Below are 22,499 nucleotides of genomic sequence, written 5' to 3' on the forward strand. Positions count from 1 at the left end.
AACACTAGAAAGGGGATTCAAGATGAAAGAAAAATTTTTTGTAGCCCTCAGAATACTTTTTGGCCTGATGCTCGTGACATTCGGCCTCAATGGCTTCCTCCAGTTTATGCCAATGCCAACACCTCCACCTGAGGGCGCCGCTTACCTGGGAGCCCTAGCTGGAACCGGATATTTTTTCCCAGTTTTGAAGGCGACAGAAGTATTGGTCGGAGCGGCCCTCCTGTCCAATCGCTTTGTTGCCCTGGCCCTGGTGGTCATGGCACCTGTTAGTATCCACATTTTGCTCTATCATATTTTTCTGGACACCAGTGGATTGATCATGGCTCTCTTCGTCTTTGGTGCGAATCTTGGCCTTGGCCTTTGTCGTCTGTCTGTCTACCGAAGTTTGTTAAGCCCCAAACCCAACATTTAAGGAGGTCTGGCATGAGGCAGGTTCGCAAGAGTGAGGAGCGTGGTCGAGGAGACTTGGGGTGGCTAAAAGCCAAATACAGCTTCTCGTTTGCCGACTATTTTGATCGCAACAACATGGGCTTCCGCACTCTCCGAGTAATCAACCAGGACGTTATTCAGCCCTTGGGCGGATTTGCCACCCATCCCCACCAGGATATGGAGATCCTCACCTATGTGATCCGAGGCGCTGTCGCTCACAAAGACAGCATGGAAAACTCCACCGTCATCCCAGCTGGGGAAGTCCAACTCATGAGTGCGGGAACCGGTGTCGAACACAGCGAGTTTAACCCCTCCGACACAGATACACTGGAGCTACTGCAGATCTGGATGATCCCGGACCAGAAAGGATACAGCCCCACCTACCAGCAAATGCAGATCGACCGCGATGCCAGACGCAACGACTGGTTGCAACTAGCGGGCCCCGGAAATCGCCCACATGAGGGCATGTTGATTCGCCAGCAGCTGGCAATTTACACTTCCGCACTTGAATCGCGAAAGAGCCTCACCTTCGAGCCCGAGTTTGGAGGGAACGTTTGGCTACAAGTTGTGGATGGTCAGATTGAAGTGGAAGGGGAATCCCTGGAACCTGGCGACGGTCTGGCGCTGACCGAAGTGTCGCGAATTTCAGTGCGGGCGATTAACACTGCTGAATTCCTAGTTTTTGATTTGAGCTAGCTCGACCCGCGATTTTGGCCCTGTCTCATTATGAGACACAACCGGGTTTGCGGTTTCCCTCCCTTCATCGCTGGTTCATAATGGCATTAGGTGGAGGGTATTTCTAGTGATCCGGGATAAGCGCAATGGAATGTGCTACCGGCCAAAGCGGCAACGTTTCCTCTTCATAGGCTCGGCAGCACTTTTAGGGTTAACACTTCTACTATTTCAAAACTGTCAACCAAACTATCTGATCAAGGTAGCGCAACTGGCTCTGCACAGTTCGGACTCCGACGCCGAAACTGAAAGTACACCTTTGTCTTCACCCTTTTCAGAGGGAAAACTCCAAATCTCCTGGTCACAGCTGTTGGAAAACCCCGAATTCAGGCAGAGAAATCAAGGAGCCTTTGCGAAGGCTTCCGATTCCGTTTTCTCTTTGGGATCAACCCTGCCCTTGGGACTTGCGGATCCTATCCCCAACGAGTCTGATATTCTTGTCGATGAAGATGCTGCCGTCTTTTTGCCTGGCCAAGCCATGGTGGTTTTGGTCGACAATAACTGTCGGCGGACAAGAGCCAGTACAGCCACTTTTTCGGCAGATCTGGAAGACAACTCCCCAGGTAAACCTCAGCTTGACATTGAAGCCTATAGCTACGGGGTCAAGGATCCACTACCAGTCAGCCAGTTTCGTAACTGGCTGGAAAGTGACCCTTGCATTGTTGGAGCCAGTGAGGATCTGGAAGTTTCGGTAACCGAAACCATCCTCAACAATGATCCGATGTTTGATAACTTGAGTCATTTGAAAGCTATAAACTACGTTGCTGCTCAGGATTTGTTTCATCGTTCAAGCCTGAAAATTGACCGTGATGTGGTTATTGCCATCGTCGACACAGGTATCGACTACCGCCACAACGACTTGCGTAATCGAATGTGGACTAATGGTAGTGGCAACTATGGGCACGACTATATCAATAATGACACCGATCCCATGGATGACCACAAACATGGAACTCACTGTGCGGGACTCGCCGCTGCCGAAAACAACAATAATGTTGGAGTTTCTGGGGTCATGGGATTTAACGCCAAACTCATGGCGGTAAAAGTTCTTGCCGCTAATGGTTCTGGTAGCACGACCACTGTCGTCAACGGGGTCAACTTCGCGGTAACAAACAAGGCTGATGTCATCAACATGTCTTTAGGTGGCAAGGGAACCAGTGCCGCCTATCGTGATGCCCTGGCCCGCGCGGTGGCGGCCAATGTCTTTGTGGCTGTCGCAGCCGGAAACGATAATGTTCAGATTAATTCGGGTACGAACTTTTTCTCACCCGCTGGGTACGCCAAAGATATCAACGGTGCCATGGCGGTAGGATCATTCGACGCTCTCAGTTTTGCCAAGTCGGGCTTTTCGAATTACAGCACAACCTATGTGGAAATCGGCGCCCCAGGCTCCGCCGGGTCAGCTCGATTGATCTCCACGGTTCCCAACAATGCTTACGAGGGACTACAGGGTACCTCCATGGCCTCGCCGGTCTTGGCCGGAGCTGCTGCCTTGACCATTGGAATTTTACGCAGTCAGGGGATCTCTTACACCCCTGCTGACATCGAAGAGATTCTAACTAACAGCTCCCCCTCCCGGTCCGGCCTATCCTCCTATTTCAAGGGTGGAAAGTATTTGGATGTGGAGAGAACTGCTGAGTACGTTCAACGGGTTTATTTGTTTAGTGCAACTGGGGGCTTTAAATAATGAACTCTCTGTTTAGGCACCTATCATTTATTATCACCGCCACCACATTAGCTGGATGTACTGGCGATGGTTTCATGCCCAAAAAGGGCGGCGTGGGCGGGCTGTCCTCACAGGACATATTGAGAAGAATTCCAACCACCGACAAGGTCGACAGGGATTGTAGCACTTCCGGCGCATACTCCATGTGCCTCTACATGAAAAATCCGGTGAGCCAGTCCGCAACTGTATTAAGTGATCCTGAAAGTGCCACCGAGCTAAACCAACAGCGAACCTTTGGCGTCAAACTGACTGGCATTGATGGTTCAGGAAAGCTGCAAAACAGCTCCATTGAAGTCGTCACATTGGAAGGAACTGCTGTAGACACCACTCAGTTACAGAACTATAAGGAGCTCGGGGTCGATGACAGCTCCAACTTTTTGGAGCAGCAAATGGCCTATTATTGGGCCAATCGATCCATTGAGTATCTAAGCGCCTGGACTGGTCGCCTGTACGTCAAGGATCAGGGTCTGAAGGTCATTGTCGATGACCGCACTCACGGCTGGAGGCCCGGCACCAAATCCATTCACTTAAGAAAATCTAGTCTCGGCAAATCCATGGCGACTAACGGAGGTTTGGTGATTCACCTGCTCGCCCAGGCCAATCTGTGGCTGGCGACGGGTGGTGAAATTGACAACCTCAATGGTGATTCCAAACACCAGGCCTGCGGCACCCATGAAAAAGGTTGTTGCCGCAATCCCACGGGCTGCTCCAGAGCTGTGGCTTCGGGCGCCGCAGATTACATGGTGGCGATCATGTTCCCGGACGATCCTGGCCTGGGTGAGTTTTGGTCCAACTCCCTTGATGGGGTAAAGTCCTGTTCCCAGTCTCGTAACTTGAAATTCATGAGCACGATCACTGCAACCAATGCCCACCAGGCTTGCTCAAGCAGTAATCAGGCTGGCGAGGTTCATGCCTTAGGAAGTCTTTATGCTTCCATATGGTGGGAAGTCCGCAAGCGGGCCGAAGAGGATCGACCGGGCTCCGGACGGGAAGTGGACACTCTTTACATGGAACACTTGTCCAAGCTTCGCGGGGATGATGATTTCCTCTCGGCACTCAATAAGATTGAGCAAATTGACGCCGAGAAGTTCTCCAGCCGCTACTCCTCCTTGTTTAGATCAGAATACAGCAAGAGGGAACTCCTGTAGTTCTGCTTTACCTCCCTGAAAATCTCAGGCGTTCACTCCTTATACATCGTTTCGTCATTAGTCATATTCACCCACTCTAGTGACTATGTTTTCACTTACAATTGGCCCAATTTTGGCAACGTAACGGGTGGGGATGACTTGTTTGTTAGTCTTTCGCGATAGTATGGGTGAAGGGTAAAAGGTCATGGTCTATGGTTACAGCCGCTGGCACGGCTCGATATTAGGTATTCTTGTCTTTCCATTTTTATTTAGCTGCTCCGACGTCAGAATCAATCCCTTACGTCAGGTATCAAGTCATGCAAGTAAATCCCAGCTTTGCCTAAGGCCGCCCGAAAACCGGGTGAGGGTCAACAAGGTTCTCTTTGTTGTTGATAAGTCCGGTTCAAATGCTGGCAATGGCGGTAACCCAGGAAACGATCCTGATGATGTCAGACGGGCCGATAATATTCAGGCCTTTTTTGATATGCACCGAAATGAACCCTACTACAAATGGGGTTACATCGTTTTTGGAGTTGAAACCAACAAGGCACATGCCTATATCAACGATGGCAGCATCAGCAGTCCCATATTTGGAGACGCCAATCAAATGCAGGCGGCCATCGACCAACATAGGGCTGTCCCAGACGATGGTTGCACCCCCTATTTGGCCGCCCTTCAGCTGGCTAAGCGAGCCGTCGAAAATGATATGCGCAACTTCCCGGACGAAGACTCTGTCTACAACATTTTCTTTATGTCCGATGGATTTCCCAATGATGCTAATTCGGCTGTCAATTGTGGCAGCACCACGGCGGTGACCTCATCTCCCACTGATCCTTATATTCTGGGCGTTAAGGATCTGATCCGTGTGGCTCCAGATCGAATCTTCTTTAGTACCGCCTATTACGCTCTGCCGGAAAATGATCCCGGCCGTGCCGCCGCCGACGGACTTCACTATATGGCGGATGCCGGTGGGGGCAAGTTTGCCGACCTGCAGGGCAGCGACACTCTTAATTTCGAGGAGCTCAAACTGGGGCCAAGACCCGAGTCATGGATTTTGAAGCGGATGTCTATCTATAACTTCAATGCCGCCTACTGTACTGATGGAACCCGGGACGCCGATTCTGATGGAGATGGTCTATGCGACAAGGACGAAATTGATTTCAATAATAAATTTGCAGACCGGCTCACCGGCTCCAAGCGGTTTGATCCGCGTGATCGCAATTCCATCAACCCCAAATACTCGGATTTATTTTCCTTCAAGTTTGAGGTTCTCCCCACGGGTGATGGCCTCAAATCCTGTGCGGATCTGGAGGAGGATCAGGATCATGACCTCCTAAACAGCTGCGAAGAGCGTATGCTGTTCGACAATCAGGCCAATGGCCCCACTCCCCAATGGACAGAGCAAATGCGTGAATCCGGTGGCGGCACTGCCAATCCGAAAAACCCGGATACTGATGGAGATGGCTTCATTGACAGCATCGAGTACTTTTCATTTGGCGTGAAATCAAATCCGGTCAACTATAACAATATTTTTGATCGTTTTACGGGGGGGATTACGGCCGAAACTCTCATGGCCGAACACCGGCACCCGATGAATCCAACAGTTGCCGGGGCCGATTCGACCGACTTCAGAGTGACCTTCTCGGGGATCAATACCAAGGGCGAAAACTGCTATAATGTCGATCTCAGGCATCTCCCACTTTACCGCACACAAGGAGTCGGCATCACTCGCGTGAGCGGAATTCCTGAGCTCGTCCACAACGACGATGAATCCGTGATTTTGATTTACTATTTAATGACCCAAGAGAGAAATCCCAACGGGCGGGGCTACTACTTTTTCTCCTACAAGAAGTTGCACAATCAGCAAGGCTGGTCCAACGGGCTTCAGTTTGACAACTTTAGCGCTTATAAGGTTCCCGAAATCTTTTAGATCTCCGCTCCCGAATGACGAAAGCTGTCGGGGCTTGCGGCCTGGCAGGCACGCTTGTAGGTCACTGGGAGTTCCGCACGCAACAGGTCTCCTGGATTCAGGTACTCATAGAGTTCCCCATAGTGCTTTACTTCCATGGGGCTGATTCTTCTCATCAAGTGCCAAGGACGAAGATCTTCCGTTTTTTCCACACCCATGGCGCCAAGGATTTCGGCCGCACTTTCAATTGTCTCTTTGTGAAAGGTCGCCACCCGGTGACGCTTATCTGGCACATGTAGGCCAGATGCTAGATTCCGGTCCTGAGTGGCCACACCCGTTGGGCACGAGTTGTTGTGACACCTGAGGGCCTGAATACACCCTAAAGACATCATAAAAGCCCGGGCCGAGTAGACCATGTCCGCTCCCAAAGCCAGTCGCTTTACAATACCAAATCCAGAAGTCACCTTGCCTGCGGCAATCACCCGCACTCGGTCCCGGAGATTGAATCCCACTAATGAGTTGTGAACAAAGATTAAGGCCTCTACGAGTGGTGTTCCGATGTGGTTGGAAAACTCCAAGGGCGCTGCTCCCGTCCCACCCTCAGCACCATCGACGGTGATGAAGTCCGGAGTGATCCCGGTCTTGTGCATTGCCTTGCAAATTGCCAAAAACTCCCGACGCTTGCCCAAACACAGTTTAAATCCAACTGGTTTTCCTCCAGACAACTCTCTGAGCTGCTTAATAAACTGTAACATCTCCAATGGGGTGCCAAAGGCCGAATGCGCTGGAGGCGAAAGAACGTCCTGTCCCATCGGGACTTCGCGGATTTTCGATATTTCTGGGGTGACCTTGGCGGCTGGCAAGATTCCACCATGGCCAGGCTTGGCACCCTGAGACAACTTAATCTCGATCATTTTTATAGAAGGACCCTTGGCTTTTTCAGCGAACTTATCTGGATTAAATCTTCCATCCCCAGAGCGGCATCCAAAATAGCCCGTGCCAATTTGCCAAATCAAGTCTCCGCCGTTCTTGAGATGGTAAGAACTCATTCCTCCCTCACCAGTATTGTGGGCAAATCCTCCATCCCGAGCACCGCCATTTAGGGAGAGGACAGCATTCGAACTTAGCGCCCCATAACTCATTGCCGAGATGTTCATAACACTTGCCAGGTAGGGCTGAGTACAATCTGGGCCACCAACTTTTACACGCAGAGACTCTGGATTTACATGAACTGGGTGGAGGGAGTGATTGAGCCACTCAAATCCCACCTCATAAACATCGCGCTGAGTCCCAAAAGGCAGGGTATCCAGGGTTCCTTTGGATCTTTGGTAAACCAGGCTTCGCTGCTCACGACTAAACGGGACTCCATCCGTATTGGACTCAACAAAGTACTGGTTAATCTCTGGGCGAATTGCTTCGAAAAGATAACGAAAATTTCCTACAATTGGAAAATTTCGACGAATGGTATGCTTGGTCTGGAAAAAATCATTAACACCAATCAAGATAATGGGGCCCAAAAAAACAAGCGACCAAAGGGTCGGTGGATAGTAGTAAGCACCCACGCAAAGAAGCGCAATAACTGCCAAAAGGCCAATGATGAATTCTCGTCTCATGTAGTCCCGCCTTTTTAATATTGTCAGCCATAAGTGTTGGAGTGGCAAGAACGGACTGTCTCCACTTGCGGACTGGTAAACCTCGCCCTACAATTGAGCTAAAGCCAATGATGAATAAACTTATTGCCTATATCCGGAAACACTTCTTGCCCGACACTCTACCAAAGTTGAGTGAGCGAGGCCTTTGGCTAAGTCTTCCCTTGGTAGCCCTGGTTCTCCTCATATACGAGTACTATGGTTGGCAAATCCCGTTCATGAAGATGGCTCTCCATTACGCCTGGCTGCCCAACTACTCCCAGAACAACGTCAAGTTTATTGCCCAGGCCTATACCTCAGCCAGCTTTGTCACATTGTTTGTTCTTGTTCCTGTAATCTTTGGCCGTATGTTTCCCTATGACGGTCCCAATCCCTTTGCCTTTCGACCGACTCTGGTCCGGGAGTTTATCCCCTCTTATCTACCCTTGATTCTCGTTATGACTCCTGTCCTGTGGATCGCCTGTGGCCGTACCGACTTCAATCGCTTCTATCCATTATATAACCCTGCCTCAATACACCACCTAATTGCCTACGAGACCATTTACATGGTTCAGTTCATCGCCGTGGAGTATTTGTTTCGTGGATTTCTGCTATTCCGCATGGAAAGGGCGGCCCCAGGGTATGGAGTCTGGGTCATGGTAATTCCCTATGCCTTAATTCACATCCACAAGCCATTTCCTGAAGCCGTGGCCTCGATTTTTGCCGGAGTTGTACTAGGGTTCCTTGCCCTTAAGAGCAGATCTATCTGGCCGGGAGTATTCGTCCACTGCTACGTGGCCCTGGCAACTGATTTATTTTCGCTGATTCGCTCCGGACGCTTTTCAGTTTTGTTCTGAAGTTGCTGGTTCTCGCGATTCTTCTTGAGCCTGAGTTCCCTTTGGACTGACCTTTGATTTCTTGCGCGCGTCCTGCTGTTTTACCGGTTGAGGACGACACAAACGAACAACCGAACTCGTGCTATGTATTCCGCCCTTTAGATAATGAACGAAACCGCCATCGATATAGTGGATGTCAAGACCCATTGATTTCAGCTTCTCATCTACATCAGTCTGAAATGGCGCAAAAGCCTGGCGAGCAATCACAACCAGAGATCCAATTGATATGACATTAACCGGATTCACATTCATCGACACCGCATGGTCGTCCCACTGGCCATACTTGGCTTTGATTTTCTCTGGAGCGAACAACAGCGGCATCGGCACGGGCTCAATTTCGTTGCAACTAGTTCTCTTCTTTACCGACTCCACGATCTCGTTCAAGCCGGATTCTATAATTTCGGAGTACGCCTCATTAGCCTTAATGAACTCAGAACACTTCTTGCGCAACTGAGAGGGAGCGGTAGACACCTTGTCATGGGCAATCCATTCGATACATTTTGAAAAGTCTTCGCGATCCACCACTGGAATAGAATCCTTACCCTCGGGCACGGCCGGACTAATATCGAATTCTGACTGCTTGCTGCCCTCAGCCTTGATCAACTCCAAAGCTCTTTTCGGGGAGGCATAGGTGACAGCAAAATCACAGGATTCTTTGTCGGCCCTTCGGTAGGGCAGAACACTGTAAAGCTCATCTGCTAGACCTGGCTCTCCCCAAGCCGTATTAACCGTCACCACATCCTGGGAGAGGTTCACATCCAAAACCTTCTGAGTCGTAGCTGAAAGATTGTTTCCGGCCACAATCAGGTTTCCTGGAAAGGGTTCAATGTTGCCGCCAAAATCCCCGTGTCCCGGATAATCCTTCGCCTTAGGAAGCTCCTCCTGGGCAACCATTCCCATTTGGCAGCTTAGAGCAACAGCGGACGGAATCGACTCCTGCTGCCTGCTGACGTAAGGCAAATCGATCAAAGTTCCGCGACCCGAGATTGTCGAGATAGCAACTTCAAAGTAATCCTGGGTCCACAGAGCATCTTCTGCTGGTACGGGAAGAAAGCGCACAAAATCGGAATACGGCGGTTCCAGATACTTACTAAAGAGTCTGTAGACCTCAGCGTTTTCATAGCGAGGAATTAGAATTGCAATTTGTGGCCGACTTGTATCCTCAACCAGCTTCTCAATGAGCTCTCGTAAAAATTGAATGTGGACGGGTTGAGGGGAGTATCCCAAGAAAACCAATCCCGGTGGATAAGATGGCGGAAGGAGAACTAAGCCTTCGTTTTCAGGACAAAAGGGGACTGACTGACCTCTCCACTTGGCTTGAAAGAAGTAATTACGGCACCCCGAAAAAAACTCCTCGTCATCGGAGTCCCCGTTGATGGCATTGGTAAAGGTGGCACAAGACGCGACTGAGGCAAACAACAACAGTAGAACAATCACACGCACCAAGACATCCTCCTCAATTGCATCAAATTTACACCGGGATTGGAGCGGGAGCAACAGTAAGGTCGCCTAGGAGGGAGATGCTTCCTCATCGGCCAAAACCGTTAGGTCGGGATGGAGCGTGACAAGATCTGCCGCCGGAGAATCATGGGAGCCACCTAACACTTCTCGCAAGATGAACGCCTTGCCTGGCCCACGAACTAGAAGCAATGCTTTCTTGGTCGCCAACAGGGACCGTAGCCCATAGGTCACCCCCCAACATCCTTGGGGGATTTTCAGATTTTCGCAGGTCTGATCCTGAAGAGGAACGCATGCCTGGTACAGGGACCTCTCCAGATTTGGCTCGTGAAACCCCACATGGCCATTTAATCCTAAACCAAGAACAGCCGCATCACCCGAATGGTACAGACCATCCCGCCGGAACCGGCCTGCCCAGTCAGGTAATTGTTCACTAAAAAAACGCCGAAATAAGCCATGGTGCGGCGAAGTGATCACGTCATCCAATTGAATCAAATGACTCTCGTCCAAGAAGCTAGGACGAACCTGACGCCAGTACTGATATAAAGGTACCGGAGTGGCACCAGCTGGCAGATAAAAAGATCTACACCCAGAGTCCGCCGCTTGGACACACCAATCATGGGCACTTAAAACCCAGTCTTCCAATGTCTTGCAAACTAACAATCTCATAGGACAGAATTATTTCCTGAGGGCGAATCGATGAAAAGTAAAAAATGCGATTTAGTGATTGTTGCTCATCCTGACGACGAAACCTTGTTTTTTGGCGGGCTCATTCAACAGTCCAAAAGAAACCCTTGGGAAGTGATTTGCGTTACCGACGGCAATGCCGATGGCTTTGGCGACAAACGCAAGCGGCAATTCCAAAGGGCCTGTCGAGCCCTAGGCGTTCGAAAGAACCACTGGCTGGGATTCCCCGACATATACGAAGATCGCCTCAACCTGTCGGACCTCTGTCTAAAGCTCAAGTCCTTCAAGAATGTATCGCGAATTTTTACTCACAACATTCTTGGTGAATACGGTCACCCACATCACCAAGATGTATCTGCCGCAGTCCATATGGCCTTTGCCAAAACTCACCAGGTTTTTAGCACCGCCTATAACGCCTACCCGGACAGGATTATTCGGCTCAAGCCCAGGGAGTATCAGGTAAAGACCGAAATCCTCACCCGAATTTACAGCTCGGAGACAAGGCGATTTACTCACCTACTCCCCGCCACCTGGGCAGAGGGCTTTGTTCGCGTCTCAATTAAAGAAGTGGAAATGCTCTATGACTTTATGGTGACAGGAAAGGTTCCCTCTCAAAGACATCTAAAGGTCTTTCGCTGGTACCGGCCGTACCTGATCGACGGTGACCTGAGAATGGCGCCAAGGCCCTTCTGATCGATTTTCCAATATTGAGACAATTATGCGATGAAAACTTAACTTAACCTGGTCCTGACACTAGCCGAATGATTAGTGAGGGAGGGTTGGGAAGTCCATGTCCGCAACAAAAAGATTTACCATCTTAATCGTCGAAGACGAAGAGGCCCTGCGCGAGTTTTTGGTCGACACCCTTCTAGCCGAGAATTTCCAGGTTTTATCTGCAGACGGGGGAAACACGGCATGGGACCTTCTCCAATCCCACGAGGTTGACCTTCTTGTCACGGATTCGGCCATGCCCGATGGCAATGGCTTTCAACTCATCAGCAAGCTGGAAAAACAAGGCAAATCCCTGCCCATCCTTGTTTTATCAGGCTACCTCAGCTTGGACGAAAACAGTGCCAAAAAGCGTGGAGCCACTGCCTACCTGCGAAAACCGGCGACCGCCGACGAGCTCGTCTCTGCAGTCATGGCGCTCCTGCACTCACACGCCGCTTAAATCCAATCCCTGACGGATTTTCCGTTGAGTCCGCCACCAACAGCCGCTACAATCCGTCCCGTCTGAACTCGAACCGGGATCAATTCATGAACGCAGTCAATTGGCAAGATGAGCGCCGCCTGTACCCAGCCGCCTCAGCACAGACCTATTTGTTGACAGCTGCAGTTGGCCCGATTTCCTCACCCGTCATGTCCAGCTATCAGAACCACTATCAGTCCTTGCTGCAGTCGGGAGACATCGACTGGATGGAAAACGTGGAAATGCTGGGACACGTGCGCGAACTGACTGCCCAGTTTATCAATGCCCATGGAGCCCACGAAGTTGCCTTTGGACCCAACACGAGCATGGCGATGAATTTTTTGGCAATGGGCTTTTCATCCCTACTGAAAAGTCATGGAAAGAAACAAAAGATTTTATCCTGCCGGGAGGAATTTCCCTCTTCGACTATCCCATGGCTCCATCACAAATATGAAGTGACTCAGGTGCCCGCAAAGGACCTGATTCAAGAGGCGGAACGGGGAGACTACTCGATGGTCGTCTGCAGTGCTGTACAGTTTGGCACTGGCTACAGGCAAAACCTGAGAAAGCTTGGTGAGGTCTGTCGCTCCCGGAATGTTTACTTTGTTGTCAATGCCACTCAGGCTCTTGGCGCCTACCCGATTGATGTCCAGGCCTGTGGAATCTCGGCAATGACGGCTTCTTGCCACAAATGGATGTGCTGTGGATACGGCCTCTGTGTGATGTACCTGTCCCAGGAACTGCTTAAGGAGTTCTCGTCTCCCATCGCCGGGTGGTTGAGCATGAATGATCCTCTCGCTATGAATAATCGCCAATTGGATCTCAAATGTGAGGCCAGTGTTTTAGAAGTGGGAATTCCCAGCTTTGCAATTGTTGGCGCACTTGGGGAACACTTGAAACAGTTAAATCGAATTGGCATTGAAAACATTGCCGAAAGAATTCTTGAACTCTCCAGATACGCTTCAGAAGAACTAAGCCGTTACCATGAAGTCGCGAGTGAGCGCACTAGCTCACCAAGCCTGAATACATGTGACAGTGGAATACTTCTCCTCTCCACTGACAAGGCTGGTATGCTTGAGGAGAAGCTTGCCTCCCGTCGTATTCACGTTTCGGTGAGGCAAGGGGGACTGCGTATTGCCACGCACTTTTTTAATGACCATAAAGATATTGATAATCTGACAGATGTATTAAAGGAGATCCATTGAAGATCGAGATTCTTGGCCAGTGCAAATCACTCATTGAGCAGACTTCACTTCCTCAGGATCTGGGGTTTGGACGTTTTTTTTCACCAGTGATGATTGAATGTCACTTTCGTCAGGGCGAGTGGCAGATGCCGCGATTGAAACCATACGCCCCCCTTCAGCTGGATCCGGCGACTATGGTGTTCCACTATGGTCAGAGTATTTTTGAAGGTCTTAAAGCATATCGCAGTGGATCCAATCTTCACCTCTTTCGACCCTGGGATCATGCGCGAAGGTTTATTAAGTCAGGGCAGCGGCTGGCCATGCCCGCCCTTCCTGAAGATATGTTTATGGAAGCTCTTGTCGAATTTTGCCGGATGTCGGCCCCTTTGGTTCCAGAGGATGACCAGTCGACACTCTACCTGCGACCTTTTATGTTTGCAGACCAGGTCGGCCTGGGCGTGCGGCCAGCGGACTCCTATGTCTTCATGATCATTGGCTCGCCTTCGGGTAGATACTTTGCCGACCAGTCAGTTCGTGTCATGATCGAACGAAAGCTGAGTCGTGCGGCATCGACCGGGGGAACCGGAGCGGTTAAGACAGCCGGAAATTACGCCTCAAGTTTACTCAGCGATCGCACGGCCAAGCAGGCGGGATTTCACCAAACCCTTTGGTTGGATTCCGCTCAAACCAAATACGTCGAAGAACTAACCGGGATGAATATCTTTTTTGTCAAACGCGGCAAGTTGGTTACCCCAAAACTAAACAACTCAATTCTGGCCGGAATCACACGGGACACACTAAAGGTTTTAGCCGAAGACTTGGGGGTTTCCTTTAGTGAGGAGCCTGTCGCCATCGACGAGATTCTATCTGATATCAAGTCTGGCACCTGTGAGGAGTGCTTTGTCTGTGGTACGGCCGCGGGTATTACTCCGGTAGCAATGTTGGGTGACTTAAATGGAGAGTCATTTACATTCGACCACGCCAATGGGCCGACCACCCAAAAAATGGCTAAAGCCCTATTTGCAGCGCAAAGGAACCAACGGCCAACGCCTGAAGGGTGGATCATTTCCATATGAGATTAAGCAAATGGGTGATGCCCCTGATTGTTCTTTGCGCCCTCTATGTTTTTTGGTCGCAGAATCAATCCCCACCCGAAAGTGGCCTGGACAGGACGACACAGGAAGACCGAGACACTAAACCTGTCCTACGGCAGAAAACGGTGGAAGTAGATCCAGTTCCTCCAGAGGCTACACCCAGCAAAGACATCCATCTGCCCTCCAAGCCTTATGCAAAAGAGATCAGACCTGTCGGTCCGCAAATCCCTATCAAGACCGAATCACAGTCGACCAAATCGGGAAATCCATATTTGCTCCCCACCGACTCCATTCCATTCCGCATCGAGGGCAATTGGGCCATCGCCTACGGAGATGTTTTGCTGGGAACCGTGACCGCACCCAAGGGTGTGACCACAGGCAATCACCGACCCGAAAAGCCACGGCTATGGGATTCCGCCATCATTCCCTATGGAATTCACGCAGATCTCCAAGGTAAAGAGAGAGTTGAAGCCGCCATTCGTTATTTTAACGAAAATACGGTGGTGCGATTTGTGCCCATAGAGGGGCCCGAGGAAGACGCTGTGGTTTTTGTTCCTGACGAAAGAAATTGTGCCTCTTATATTGGCCGCATTGGCGGAATGCAACCAATCATGGTGGCCGACAAGTGCGGAACTCAGGAGCTCATACATGAGTTGATGCATGCCCTTGGCTTTGTTCACGAACATTCACGAGTGGATCGGGATCGATATCTTGAAGTCGTTTGGGATAACATCCAGGCAGACTACTGGCCTCAGTTTGCCATGGTGCCCGACATTTTGATACATGAATACCGGGGTCGAGTGTTTGACTTCGACGCATCATCGGCAATGCTCTACCCTCCCACGGCGTTTGCCAAAGAAAAAGGGTTAACAACTCTGAAATCTAAGCCAGGATCTCAGCTTAACCCTGCCACCGAAGGGTTGAGCAAGGTGGACCGCGAAAGACTGTTCTACCTCTACGGATCTTAATTTTGCCTTTCAACTGACGGTTGGCTTCGCCTCTTCGCCAACCAGGAGTCGTAAAAGAGCAGGAGAACTCCGGCAACAATGGCCATATCGGCAATGTTAAAGATCCCGGTGCGAAGACTGCCAATTCCCATATTCATAAAATCTATAACAGAGCCTTCGGCTCTAAAAAATCGGTCGATGAGATTGCTGATACCACCACCGACAACTAGGGAAATACCCGCAACAACCTCTCGACTGGGAGCACCCTTGAGAAGGTGATAGCTGTAGAGCGCTAGAAACGCCAGGACGATGACTCCCAAAATCCAAAATCGTGAACCCTCAGACAAGCCAGCTCCGAGACTAAGGAAGGCCCCTTTGTTTTCCGCATATTGGAGGCGAAAGGTGTCACCCAGAAAAGTCAGTGTGGCCCGCCCCTTCAAAAAATGGATTGCGATTTCTTTGCTGACTTGATCCAAAACCAGCAAAAGAACCACCACCCCGGTCATCACCTGCCACTTGTAGCGGCTGACCCAACTTTGACCCGCATTCGCATTACCCATCGGCCTATTCTTACAGCATTTCCCAGACTTGACTAGATCCAAAGTTGTTCGGGAAAATGGTACTCCATTGGTCTAGACAAATATCATGGAGGTCCTGCCAATGAAATCTGCGGCAGCTCTTTTTATCGCCGTGTTTTTAGCTGTCACTACGCCTCCTTCCCAAGCCGATCCCTTGGGCCTGGGCGTCGTTATCGGCTCTCCCATTGGCTTCGCCGGAAACTACTATTTGAACAAACGAAATTCGATTGACGGTGTCATCTCTCCTGACTTTGGTGATGATGGGGGGGTCTATCTGCATTCAACCTATTTGTGGCACTATCGCGGGGCTCTCACTATCGATAAACTTCCTATCAATGGATTTTGGGGACTGGGTTTGCGCCTGAGGTTGATCGACAAAATTGAAGACGAGTTCAGGCTTGGACCCCGCCTGTCTGGTGGCCTTTTGTACCAAGTTCAGTCTGCCCCCGTCGATTTCTTCTTTGAAATTGCCATTGTTGTGGATTTAGTGGAAAAGACGGGATTGGCAGGCAATTTGGGGATTGGCGCCCGCTATTATTTCTAAGATTCCGGTCACCTGCCGTAATCATCATGCCTTGATTCTCTACCCTTTCTACACTGTTGGTCGCTGAGGATTGCCCTCGAAGCTATAGTTAGCTGAAATCTTTATAAAAACCTGGTTGAACCACCTAAAGGCGTGTTCAATCATAATATTGAAAGTTAAAAATCGTCCTTAAAAACGGGGTATGACCAAAAAGTGAGGTAGAAACCGTGCCACAACCATTTGTTGATCGTTTGCCATTAGAAATGCTCTATCATTGGACCAAAGAGATTCCCGATGCTGTCTACCTGAGACAACCCATTAATGGTCAATATACCGATTACACCTGGAAAGAAGTAAACCGTCAGGTTCGCCTGTTCGCCGGATACCTGAAGTCGCTGGACCTTCCTCCGGGAAGCAATGTGGGGATATTTTCAAAGAACTGTGCTCACTGGATGATGGCTGATTTAGCCATCATGATGGCCGGTCATGTCTCCGTTCCTCTGTACCCGAATCTAACAGCGGATTCGATTGCCCAAATCATGGAACATTCAGCGACCAAAGTGTTGTTCATCGGCAAACTTGACAATTTCAGCTCTATGGCTCCAGGCATCCCTGCTGACACCCTGACCATTGGCTTTCCCTATCCAGGAGCCGATTTCAAAGTTTCGTGGAACGACGTTCTTAATTCAGCGACGCCGATCACCGACTCTCCCACCCGCCACGAATCCGAACTGGCGACTATCATTTACACCTCTGGAACATCGGGTACACCCAAGGGAGTGATGCAGACTTTCAAGTCCATGGCCGCCGTCGGCTCCAATGGCTGCATGATTGCCAACATTGAACCGGCTGACCGATTTTTCTCCTATCTGCCTTTGGCCCATTGTGCAGAACGCGCTCTGGTAGAACTGTGCAGCCTATATGGTGGCGGGGTTGTCTATTTTGCTGAGTCTCTGGACACATTTGCCGAGAACCTGCGTACGGCCAGGCCCTCACTCTTTTTGGGTGTGCCGCGAATTTGGACAAAGTTCCAAGGGGGAATCCTCAATAAGCTTCCGCAAAAGAAACTGGATTTGTTCCTTAGGATCCCGATTCTGTCCTCGATCATCCGCAAAAAGATTGTCGGCGGATTAGGGCTTGATCAGGCGAAGATGACAATCACAGGTGCGGCTCCCACTCCTGCCTCTTTGATTGATTGGTTTGCCCGCCTCGGTATCAATCTTCAAGAAGCCTATGGGATGACCGAGAACTTCGCCTACTCACATCTGAACCCTGCCGACAACATCAAGGTCGGCACAGTTGGCATAGCCAATCCAGAGGTCGATGTAAAGCTGAGCGAAGAATCTGAGATTCTAGTAAAGAGTCCCTGTACAATGACCGGATACTACAAAGCCCCGGAAATGACGGCAGAGATGTTTGCTGGCGAATATTTGCGCACGGGAGACAAAGGCAGCATCGACAGTGATGGCTTTTTAAAGATCACCGGTCGCGTGAAAGATCTGTTTAAGACCTCTAAAGGAAAATATGTTGCCCCAGCTCCGATTGAGCTGAAGATCGCCAAATCCGATCTGGTTGAGCAGGTCTGTGTGGTTGGAGCAGGACTCCCACAGCCTTTGGCCATTGTTGTCCTTAGCGAGATGGCCAAGGGATCTGAGGGTGATCAATTGATGAGTCACTTCTCTGAGCTGCTGGAGGAAATCAATGCCCAGCTTGATAGCCACGAAAGACTGAGAAAGTTTGTTGTCGTCGGTGACGAGTGGACGGTGGAAAACAGCTTCCTGACTCCATCCATGAAACTCAAGCGTGCAATGGTGGAGGATGCTTACGGCACCAACTATGAGCCCTGGTTTAATCAGTCAGGTCGTGTGATTCGCCACTAAGTTCATCTAAAACCGCCCGGCCATGAGTTCTGCCACTGGTCGGGTGGGTTTAAAGCGGGACAAGACAATCTTAATCACTGCTGTGATGGGTACAGCCAAAAACATTCCAGCAATCCCCCACACCAGGCCCCAAAACATTAGAAAGACCAGGATTGTGACTGGGTGGAGATCCATACTCTCACCCATCAGCCGAGGCTCAAGAACATTGCCAATCAAAACCTGGAGGGCCATACATAAAATCACCACGCCAAACAAGCGACCACCAACACCATATTCCAAAAGAATCAAGGGGATGGGTAGCAAGGTGGCAATCAGGGAGCCCACGTTGGGAATGAAATTTAACAGAAATGTCAGCAGACCTATGAGAACCGCTAGCTCAATATCGAAGGTTAAGAGAATGAGAGCCACGCCAAAGCCGGTCGCTGCCGAAAGCAGAAACTTCACTAACAAATAGCCGGAAATTTTCTTTAGAACTTCCTCAAGTACAGGATGGGAATTTTTATCTGCCTGTTCTCCAGCCAACAAAAATAGCACAAAGATCAGAACCAAAAATACGTTACCGAACAAAGTCGTGAGACCACCTGTAACCTGGCGGGCAAATGAAAACACCGGAAGGCTTCTCACCTTATCGAGGAGAGTGGACTGATCCAACTCATAGCCTAAACCTGCTGCCCGCTCGAGAAGTGAACGCGACATTTCCACGATGCGCACTTTGTAGACGTCAGCTCCGCGAACAAAATCCTCAAGGGAAAATAAAATCATCGCCGTCAACATGGTGCACACGAAGGCCACTGCCATAAACATGGTCGCCACTGCCAGCCAGCGGGGGAAGCGGGCCTGCCGCTGAAGCCAATGAACGGCTGGAGATGCAACGGCGAAAAAGAAAATGCTGAACACAAAGGGCAGTAATACCGGGCGCGTGTAAATGAGGGACATGGTCAAAGCCACCGCTGTCAGAAACAAAAGACAGTACTGGCTCACTCGGTTTTCTAATCTTGATTGAGTCATATTGCCTCAAAGTATAGGGTTCCCACCTTTTCCCTGGCAAGCCCCTCATCAGTTCTGCTGATCAATTAGGTCAAGGACAAGTAATTTGCCCCCTTCGCAAGGCTCACCTAGATTGACCTCAGAAATCGGGACCGAATCCGGGGGTTGGATTCCATGTCCCACTCAAAACTTAGGGGGAATCATGAAAAAGCTATCTTTAGTTATTTTGGCACTTATCGGCATCCAGATGTCTGCATTGGCCGCCGGAAAAACCATGGTGAGTTATCAGTTTGGCCACGAAAACACCGTCTTTCCAACTCCTTACGCCTTTGAAAAAGTCACGGCATCAGTTGATGAAACCGGGGTTCTAACTGTTTCTTCAGTTACCACCCGCGGCTTTGATGCCACTGAGCCTTCCGTCGTCCTGACCCGTCAGTTGAGCGAATCATCGGTGGATTTTCTCCGCAACGAGCTCCTTTCCTTGAGCGATGCGGAAATCCAGTCCTCTTATTCTGATATCGTCTGCATGATTGCCGTATCTCCCGCGCAAATGATTGACCATTTGTCGGTTGCGACCAACTGGGATTGGCAAAAAAACCAATTTCTTGGCGAACTGAGAACAGTGATGGGTCCTCAAGGATGCTGGGTTCACCACCACATTGCGCCCAAAGTTGAGTGGCAAATGAATCAAGCTCGTGGCCTTAAAAAAATGCTGCAGCTATTGGCTTTGGATCTGGCCGGCGACATCCTGAAGTAAGTCCACTCTGACCCAAAGATCAAAAAAAGCTCGGATTACTCCGGGCTTTTTTACTTGTTGCCCTATCTCGTCACGATGCCAAATCTCGCTCTTTTTGTTCGATATCTGAGATTGAGCATTTCGACCGCCAGGGAAAAGAACATGGCAAAGTAAATGTAGCCCTTAGAGACGTGATTGCCCGTGCCTTCGACGACCAACATGACACCAATCAGTAACAAAAATGACAAGGCAAGAATTTTCACCGTCGGATGACGATCCACAAATCCGCTAATTCCGCCCGCAGAAACAAGCATCACCACCATGGAGAGAACCATGGCAATCACCATAATGGAAATTTGTTGGGCCATGCCCACCGCGGTGATGACTGAATCCAGCGAAAACACAATATCCAGAATCACAATCTGCACCAGTGTCCATCCCATCTGAGCTTTGATCTGATTTTTGACACCGCTTCCGTCCACTTCCTCCAAATCCTCCACTTTGTGATGAATCTCAAAAGTGGCCTTGCCCATCAAAAAAAGCCCGCCCAATAATAAAATGAGATCACGACCAGAAACCGTCTTGTCCATCACCGAAAACAAGGGCTCCGTCAGTCCCATCACCCAAGTGATGGAGAACAACAAAAGGAGCCGCATAAACAGAGCCAGGAAAATCCCTAAGGACCGGGCTTTAGCCTGTTTCTCCTGGGGCAGTCGACCCACCATGATCGAAATGAATATGATGTTGTCGATTCCCAGTACGATTTCCATCCCTGTGAGCGTCACCAGGGCAGTAAGTGCTTCCAGGCTCATAAGTTCAGACATACAGGCTCCTTCACTGACCAAGATTGTCTTGATTGTCCCGATGGAAGTCAATTCTCCACCCAGAGTCAACATTGACCTGTAAAGGGATGACTTCTAGAATGGATCTGTGCGCCTGGTGTTACTCTTTTCTTTTCTATTATTTTCCCCATTGTCGCTGGCCCGCCCACAGGGACCCAGTCGCGCCCGGCCCAGCGACAGCACCAAGGTTCCACTTTCAGTATTGGAAAAGGCCGATCTTTCCCAGCAAAAGCTCTCAAGTCAATTGGCCCGCCTGTCTCGCAATATCGACTCCTTTTTTGGCGAAGAGCGGGTGGATGAAGAGAGTAAGAGCAAAAGTCGCATCCGGATTAACCTCATCTCCACCCTGACTGACGGTGAAGGTGACTCCTATGACGCCAACATCAGAACCCGAATTGCCCTGCCCAACACAGAACGACGCCTCAACCTGGTGGTGCAGAACATTTCGCGAAGCTTTAGTGAGGATGAAGAGGGCGGTCAAAGCAGCAACCTCGGCCAGTCCGTGGACAACGAAGACTTGGGAGCTGCCCTCCGCTACCAACCCGAAACTGAGAAGGACTGGAGCCTGGGAACGGATGCGGGTATCAAACTAGTTTCACCCCCTGATCCCTTTTTACGCTTCCGTATGCGCCGCACCTGGTGGCCGGGAAGCTGGGAGATCCGTGCCACAGAAACCGTCTTTTGGTTTAAGTCCGAAGGCTACGGTCATACCGAATCTCTGGAGTTCGATTACCCTTTGAGCCTTTCTTTCCTATTTCGTTTTGCCAACCAAGCCTCCTGGCGCAAAAATGATCTGGAGTACCGCTTCGACAACACTCTTAATTTGTTTCAGAGAGTGAGCGACCGCTTGGCCATTGCCTACACCGCCGGGATGCACGGCCGCGATGTTCCGGCCGTTGCCGTTGATTCCTATTCCTTTGGAGTGAATTTCCGTCGCCGCATTCACAAAGACTGGTTGTTTTTCAACATCAAACCTGGCGGCTTCTGGCCCAGGGAAGAAAATTTCACCTATGTCGCCTCCATCAGCTTCAAACTCGAAGTCATGATCGGTCAGGTAGAGTGACCGTCACTTTTTGGTATTGCAGTACAATACCAAAAAGTGACGGTCACCTTACTTGGCCTTCATCCACTCCACCGCAAAATCAACTAATCGTCGTTGGCTCATGAGCAGACACTGGGCCTGGCCAATTTGTTTTTTCATGACAGCGCCCGGCTTGGCCGCAAATGCTTCACCAATTTTGTCGAATAACTCCACGTCCGAGTCCAGTTCAGTGTAGCCCACCCATCGCCGTTCGCCTTGATCGTCAACAGCTGAGGCCTGATTGATTTCGCCGTACATCCCCGACCTTTCCTCTGCGAGGTGAAGGCTGGTGTTTGATTGCCAACCGACGCCAACAAGAAGAACCTGGGCGTCTAAATCATACAAGGTGGCCAGAGGAGAAAACTCTCCCATGGGGTGACTCATTGGCTGTTGATCTGTCACTTCCTCTGAGTGTTTTCCCCAAGCGCAAAAAGAGGTGGTCGGGTGGTGACTGCGACTGACTCCAAGTAATGTGCGAAACAACTCGGCAATGGCTCCCATTCCACGAGTGGGGGTCCACAGTGGGTTAAAGGCCGGTTGGTGATCTCTAATGATCGGCCACCATTCTTTGGGAACTGCTGGATTTTGCCAATAAGAGGGTTCTGAGTTTTCTGAGCTATGAGCTGGCATGACGATCAGTCCATCTGCTGTCACCACATCCATCAAGGATCTGATCACCGCAACAGGTCCCCCGCACACCCATCCCAATGAACTCAATGAAGAATGAACAATAATTTTGCTGCCAACAGAAAGCCCCAGCTCCCGCCACGACTCGCCCAAACTTTCCTGGGTGAGTGGTGTTTGGCTTTTTTCAACTGTGTTTTTCTCACTCATATTGCTACCTGAATTCAATGGCCGTTGACTCC

General features: G+C 50.2%; 22 protein-coding genes. 15 read left to right on the forward strand and 7 right to left on the reverse strand.

From position 1 onward, the window contains the following. The first annotated feature begins 22 nt into the window (after positions 1-22). From H6624_11755 to H6624_11775, 5 genes are all read left to right on the forward strand, one after another. The gene (locus tag H6624_11755; GenBank protein MCB9085015.1) at positions 23-412 is read left to right on the forward strand and encodes a hypothetical protein; all 390 of its coding nucleotides are present in this window, start codon (positions 23-25) and stop codon (positions 410-412) included. An 11-nt stretch (positions 413-423) separates the two neighbouring features. After that, positions 424-1,125, forward strand: a complete 702-nt coding sequence (locus tag H6624_11760) for a pirin family protein (GenBank protein ID MCB9085016.1) — start codon at positions 424-426, stop codon at positions 1,123-1,125. A gap of 106 nt (positions 1,126-1,231) precedes the next feature. Further along, entirely contained in the window at positions 1,232-2,848 is a 1,617-nt protein-coding gene (locus H6624_11765; protein MCB9085017.1) for a S8 family serine peptidase, read from the forward strand. Then, positions 2,848-4,035: a hypothetical protein gene (locus tag H6624_11770; GenBank protein MCB9085018.1), complete on the forward strand. Its 1,188-nt coding sequence runs from the start codon at positions 2,848-2,850 to the stop codon at positions 4,033-4,035. Before H6624_11765 ends, H6624_11770 begins: the two co-directional genes overlap by 1 nt. A gap of 184 nt (positions 4,036-4,219) precedes the next feature. Beyond that, complete coding sequence (locus tag H6624_11775) at positions 4,220-5,944, forward strand: hypothetical protein (GenBank protein MCB9085019.1); 1,725 nt, start codon at positions 4,220-4,222, stop codon at positions 5,942-5,944. On the opposite strand, the gene H6624_11780 is transcribed toward H6624_11775, so the two are convergent. Then, on the reverse strand, positions 5,941-7,536 hold the full coding sequence (locus tag H6624_11780; protein MCB9085020.1) for an FMN-binding glutamate synthase family protein: 1,596 nt from the start codon (positions 7,534-7,536) through the stop codon (positions 5,941-5,943). The genes H6624_11775 and H6624_11780 overlap by 4 nt on opposite strands. A gap of 107 nt (positions 7,537-7,643) precedes the next feature. Between H6624_11780 and H6624_11785 the strand changes: the two genes are divergently transcribed. Beyond that, positions 7,644-8,408, forward strand: a complete 765-nt coding sequence (locus H6624_11785) for a CPBP family intramembrane metalloprotease (GenBank protein MCB9085021.1) — start codon at positions 7,644-7,646, stop codon at positions 8,406-8,408. Here the strand turns inward: H6624_11785 and H6624_11790 are convergent. Both H6624_11790 and H6624_11795 read right to left on the reverse strand, forming a co-directional pair. Beyond that, entirely contained in the window at positions 8,394-9,893 is a 1,500-nt protein-coding gene (locus H6624_11790) for a hypothetical protein (GenBank protein MCB9085022.1), read from the reverse strand. The genes H6624_11785 and H6624_11790 overlap by 15 nt on opposite strands. Positions 9,894-9,956: 63 nt before the next feature. Continuing rightward, a complete protein-coding gene (locus H6624_11795) occupies positions 9,957-10,574 on the reverse strand; it encodes a hypothetical protein (GenBank protein MCB9085023.1) in 618 nt (205 codons plus the stop codon). 30 nt (positions 10,575-10,604) lie between these two features. On the opposite strand from H6624_11795, the gene H6624_11800 reads away from it, so the two are divergent. The 5 genes from H6624_11800 to H6624_11820 all read left to right on the forward strand — a co-directional run bounded on the left by H6624_11800 (position 10,605) and on the right by H6624_11820 (position 15,027). Next, positions 10,605-11,285 carry a PIG-L family deacetylase gene (locus H6624_11800; GenBank protein ID MCB9085024.1) on the forward strand — a complete coding sequence of 227 codons (681 nt, stop codon included), beginning with the start codon at positions 10,605-10,607 and terminating at the stop codon, positions 11,283-11,285. Positions 11,286-11,382: 97 nt separating this feature from the next. Further along, a complete protein-coding gene (locus H6624_11805) occupies positions 11,383-11,763 on the forward strand; it encodes a response regulator (protein MCB9085025.1) in 381 nt (126 codons plus the stop codon). 86 nt (positions 11,764-11,849) lie between these two features. Further along, positions 11,850-12,986: an aminotransferase class V-fold PLP-dependent enzyme gene (locus H6624_11810; protein ID MCB9085026.1), complete on the forward strand. Its 1,137-nt coding sequence runs from the start codon at positions 11,850-11,852 to the stop codon at positions 12,984-12,986. Beyond that, positions 12,983-14,041 carry a branched-chain amino acid aminotransferase gene (locus tag H6624_11815; GenBank protein MCB9085027.1) on the forward strand — a complete coding sequence of 353 codons (1,059 nt, stop codon included), beginning with the start codon at positions 12,983-12,985 and terminating at the stop codon, positions 14,039-14,041. The genes H6624_11810 and H6624_11815 overlap by 4 nt, the downstream gene beginning before the upstream one ends. Next, the gene (locus tag H6624_11820; protein ID MCB9085028.1) at positions 14,038-15,027 is read left to right on the forward strand and encodes a hypothetical protein; all 990 of its coding nucleotides are present in this window, start codon (positions 14,038-14,040) and stop codon (positions 15,025-15,027) included. The genes H6624_11815 and H6624_11820 overlap by 4 nt, the downstream gene beginning before the upstream one ends. On the opposite strand, the gene lspA is transcribed toward H6624_11820, so the two are convergent. Further along, on the reverse strand, positions 15,024-15,566 hold the full coding sequence (lspA, locus tag H6624_11825; protein MCB9085029.1) for a signal peptidase II: 543 nt from the start codon (positions 15,564-15,566) through the stop codon (positions 15,024-15,026). The genes H6624_11820 and lspA overlap by 4 nt on opposite strands. A 100-nt stretch (positions 15,567-15,666) precedes the next feature. Between lspA and H6624_11830 the strand changes: the two genes are divergently transcribed. Both H6624_11830 and H6624_11835 read left to right on the forward strand, forming a co-directional pair. After that, on the forward strand, positions 15,667-16,128 hold the full coding sequence (locus H6624_11830; protein ID MCB9085030.1) for a hypothetical protein: 462 nt from the start codon (positions 15,667-15,669) through the stop codon (positions 16,126-16,128). 242 nt (positions 16,129-16,370) lie between these two features. Next, positions 16,371-17,987: an AMP-binding protein gene (locus H6624_11835; GenBank protein ID MCB9085031.1), complete on the forward strand. Its 1,617-nt coding sequence runs from the start codon at positions 16,371-16,373 to the stop codon at positions 17,985-17,987. Between the two features lie 6 nt (positions 17,988-17,993). Here the strand turns inward: H6624_11835 and H6624_11840 are convergent, their stop codons facing one another. Next, positions 17,994-18,995 (reverse strand): AI-2E family transporter, encoded by a 1,002-nt coding sequence (locus H6624_11840; protein MCB9085032.1) that lies wholly within the window; start codon positions 18,993-18,995, stop codon positions 17,994-17,996. Between the two features lie 181 nt (positions 18,996-19,176). On the opposite strand from H6624_11840, the gene H6624_11845 reads away from it, so the two are divergent. After that, complete coding sequence (locus H6624_11845) at positions 19,177-19,731, forward strand: hypothetical protein (protein ID MCB9085033.1); 555 nt, start codon at positions 19,177-19,179, stop codon at positions 19,729-19,731. A 62-nt stretch (positions 19,732-19,793) separates the two neighbouring features. Here H6624_11845 and H6624_11850 read toward each other — a convergent pair whose 3' ends face one another. Next, positions 19,794-20,534 carry a TerC family protein gene (locus H6624_11850; protein ID MCB9085034.1) on the reverse strand — a complete coding sequence of 247 codons (741 nt, stop codon included), beginning with the start codon at positions 20,532-20,534 and terminating at the stop codon, positions 19,794-19,796. Between the two features lie 106 nt (positions 20,535-20,640). Here H6624_11850 and H6624_11855 point away from each other — a divergent pair, with 106 nt between their 5' ends. Beyond that, entirely contained in the window at positions 20,641-21,615 is a 975-nt protein-coding gene (locus H6624_11855) for a hypothetical protein (GenBank protein ID MCB9085035.1), read from the forward strand. A 48-nt stretch (positions 21,616-21,663) separates the two neighbouring features. On the opposite strand, the gene H6624_11860 is transcribed toward H6624_11855, so the two are convergent. Further along, the gene (locus tag H6624_11860; protein MCB9085036.1) at positions 21,664-22,467 is read right to left on the reverse strand and encodes an AAC(3) family N-acetyltransferase; all 804 of its coding nucleotides are present in this window, start codon (positions 22,465-22,467) and stop codon (positions 21,664-21,666) included. Between the last annotated feature and the right edge of the window lie 32 nt (positions 22,468-22,499).

It is taken from the genome of Pseudobdellovibrionaceae bacterium (assembly GCA_020635075.1).
In the GTDB taxonomy this organism is placed as follows: Bacteria; Bdellovibrionota; Bdellovibrionia; order Bdellovibrionales; family UBA1609; genus JADZEO01.

Coding starts and splice junctions, on each gene's coding strand:
- H6624_11755 (MCB9085015.1), top strand. CDS start 23: ATGAAAGAAAAATTTTTTGTAGCCCTCAGAATACTTTTTGGCCTGATG.
- H6624_11760 (MCB9085016.1), top strand. CDS start 424: ATGAGGCAGGTTCGCAAGAGTGAGGAGCGTGGTCGAGGAGACTTGGGG.
- H6624_11770 (MCB9085018.1), top strand. CDS start 2,848: ATGAACTCTCTGTTTAGGCACCTATCATTTATTATCACCGCCACCACA.
- H6624_11775 (MCB9085019.1), top strand. CDS start 4,220: ATGGTCTATGGTTACAGCCGCTGGCACGGCTCGATATTAGGTATTCTT.
- H6624_11780 (MCB9085020.1), bottom strand. CDS start 7,536: ATGAGACGAGAATTCATCATTGGCCTTTTGGCAGTTATTGCGCTTCTT.
- H6624_11785 (MCB9085021.1), top strand. CDS start 7,644: ATGATGAATAAACTTATTGCCTATATCCGGAAACACTTCTTGCCCGAC.
- H6624_11795 (MCB9085023.1), bottom strand. CDS start 10,574: ATGAGATTGTTAGTTTGCAAGACATTGGAAGACTGGGTTTTAAGTGCC.
- H6624_11800 (MCB9085024.1), top strand. CDS start 10,605: ATGAAAAGTAAAAAATGCGATTTAGTGATTGTTGCTCATCCTGACGAC.
- H6624_11805 (MCB9085025.1), top strand. CDS start 11,383: ATGTCCGCAACAAAAAGATTTACCATCTTAATCGTCGAAGACGAAGAG.
- H6624_11810 (MCB9085026.1), top strand. CDS start 11,850: ATGAACGCAGTCAATTGGCAAGATGAGCGCCGCCTGTACCCAGCCGCC.
- H6624_11820 (MCB9085028.1), top strand. CDS start 14,038: ATGAGATTAAGCAAATGGGTGATGCCCCTGATTGTTCTTTGCGCCCTC.
- lspA (MCB9085029.1), bottom strand. CDS start 15,566: ATGGGTAATGCGAATGCGGGTCAAAGTTGGGTCAGCCGCTACAAGTGG.
- H6624_11830 (MCB9085030.1), top strand. CDS start 15,667: ATGAAATCTGCGGCAGCTCTTTTTATCGCCGTGTTTTTAGCTGTCACT.
- H6624_11835 (MCB9085031.1), top strand. CDS start 16,371: ATGCTCTATCATTGGACCAAAGAGATTCCCGATGCTGTCTACCTGAGA.
- H6624_11840 (MCB9085032.1), bottom strand. CDS start 18,995: ATGACTCAATCAAGATTAGAAAACCGAGTGAGCCAGTACTGTCTTTTG.
- H6624_11845 (MCB9085033.1), top strand. CDS start 19,177: ATGAAAAAGCTATCTTTAGTTATTTTGGCACTTATCGGCATCCAGATG.
- H6624_11850 (MCB9085034.1), bottom strand. CDS start 20,534: ATGTCTGAACTTATGAGCCTGGAAGCACTTACTGCCCTGGTGACGCTC.
- H6624_11860 (MCB9085036.1), bottom strand. CDS start 22,467: ATGAGTGAGAAAAACACAGTTGAAAAAAGCCAAACACCACTCACCCAG.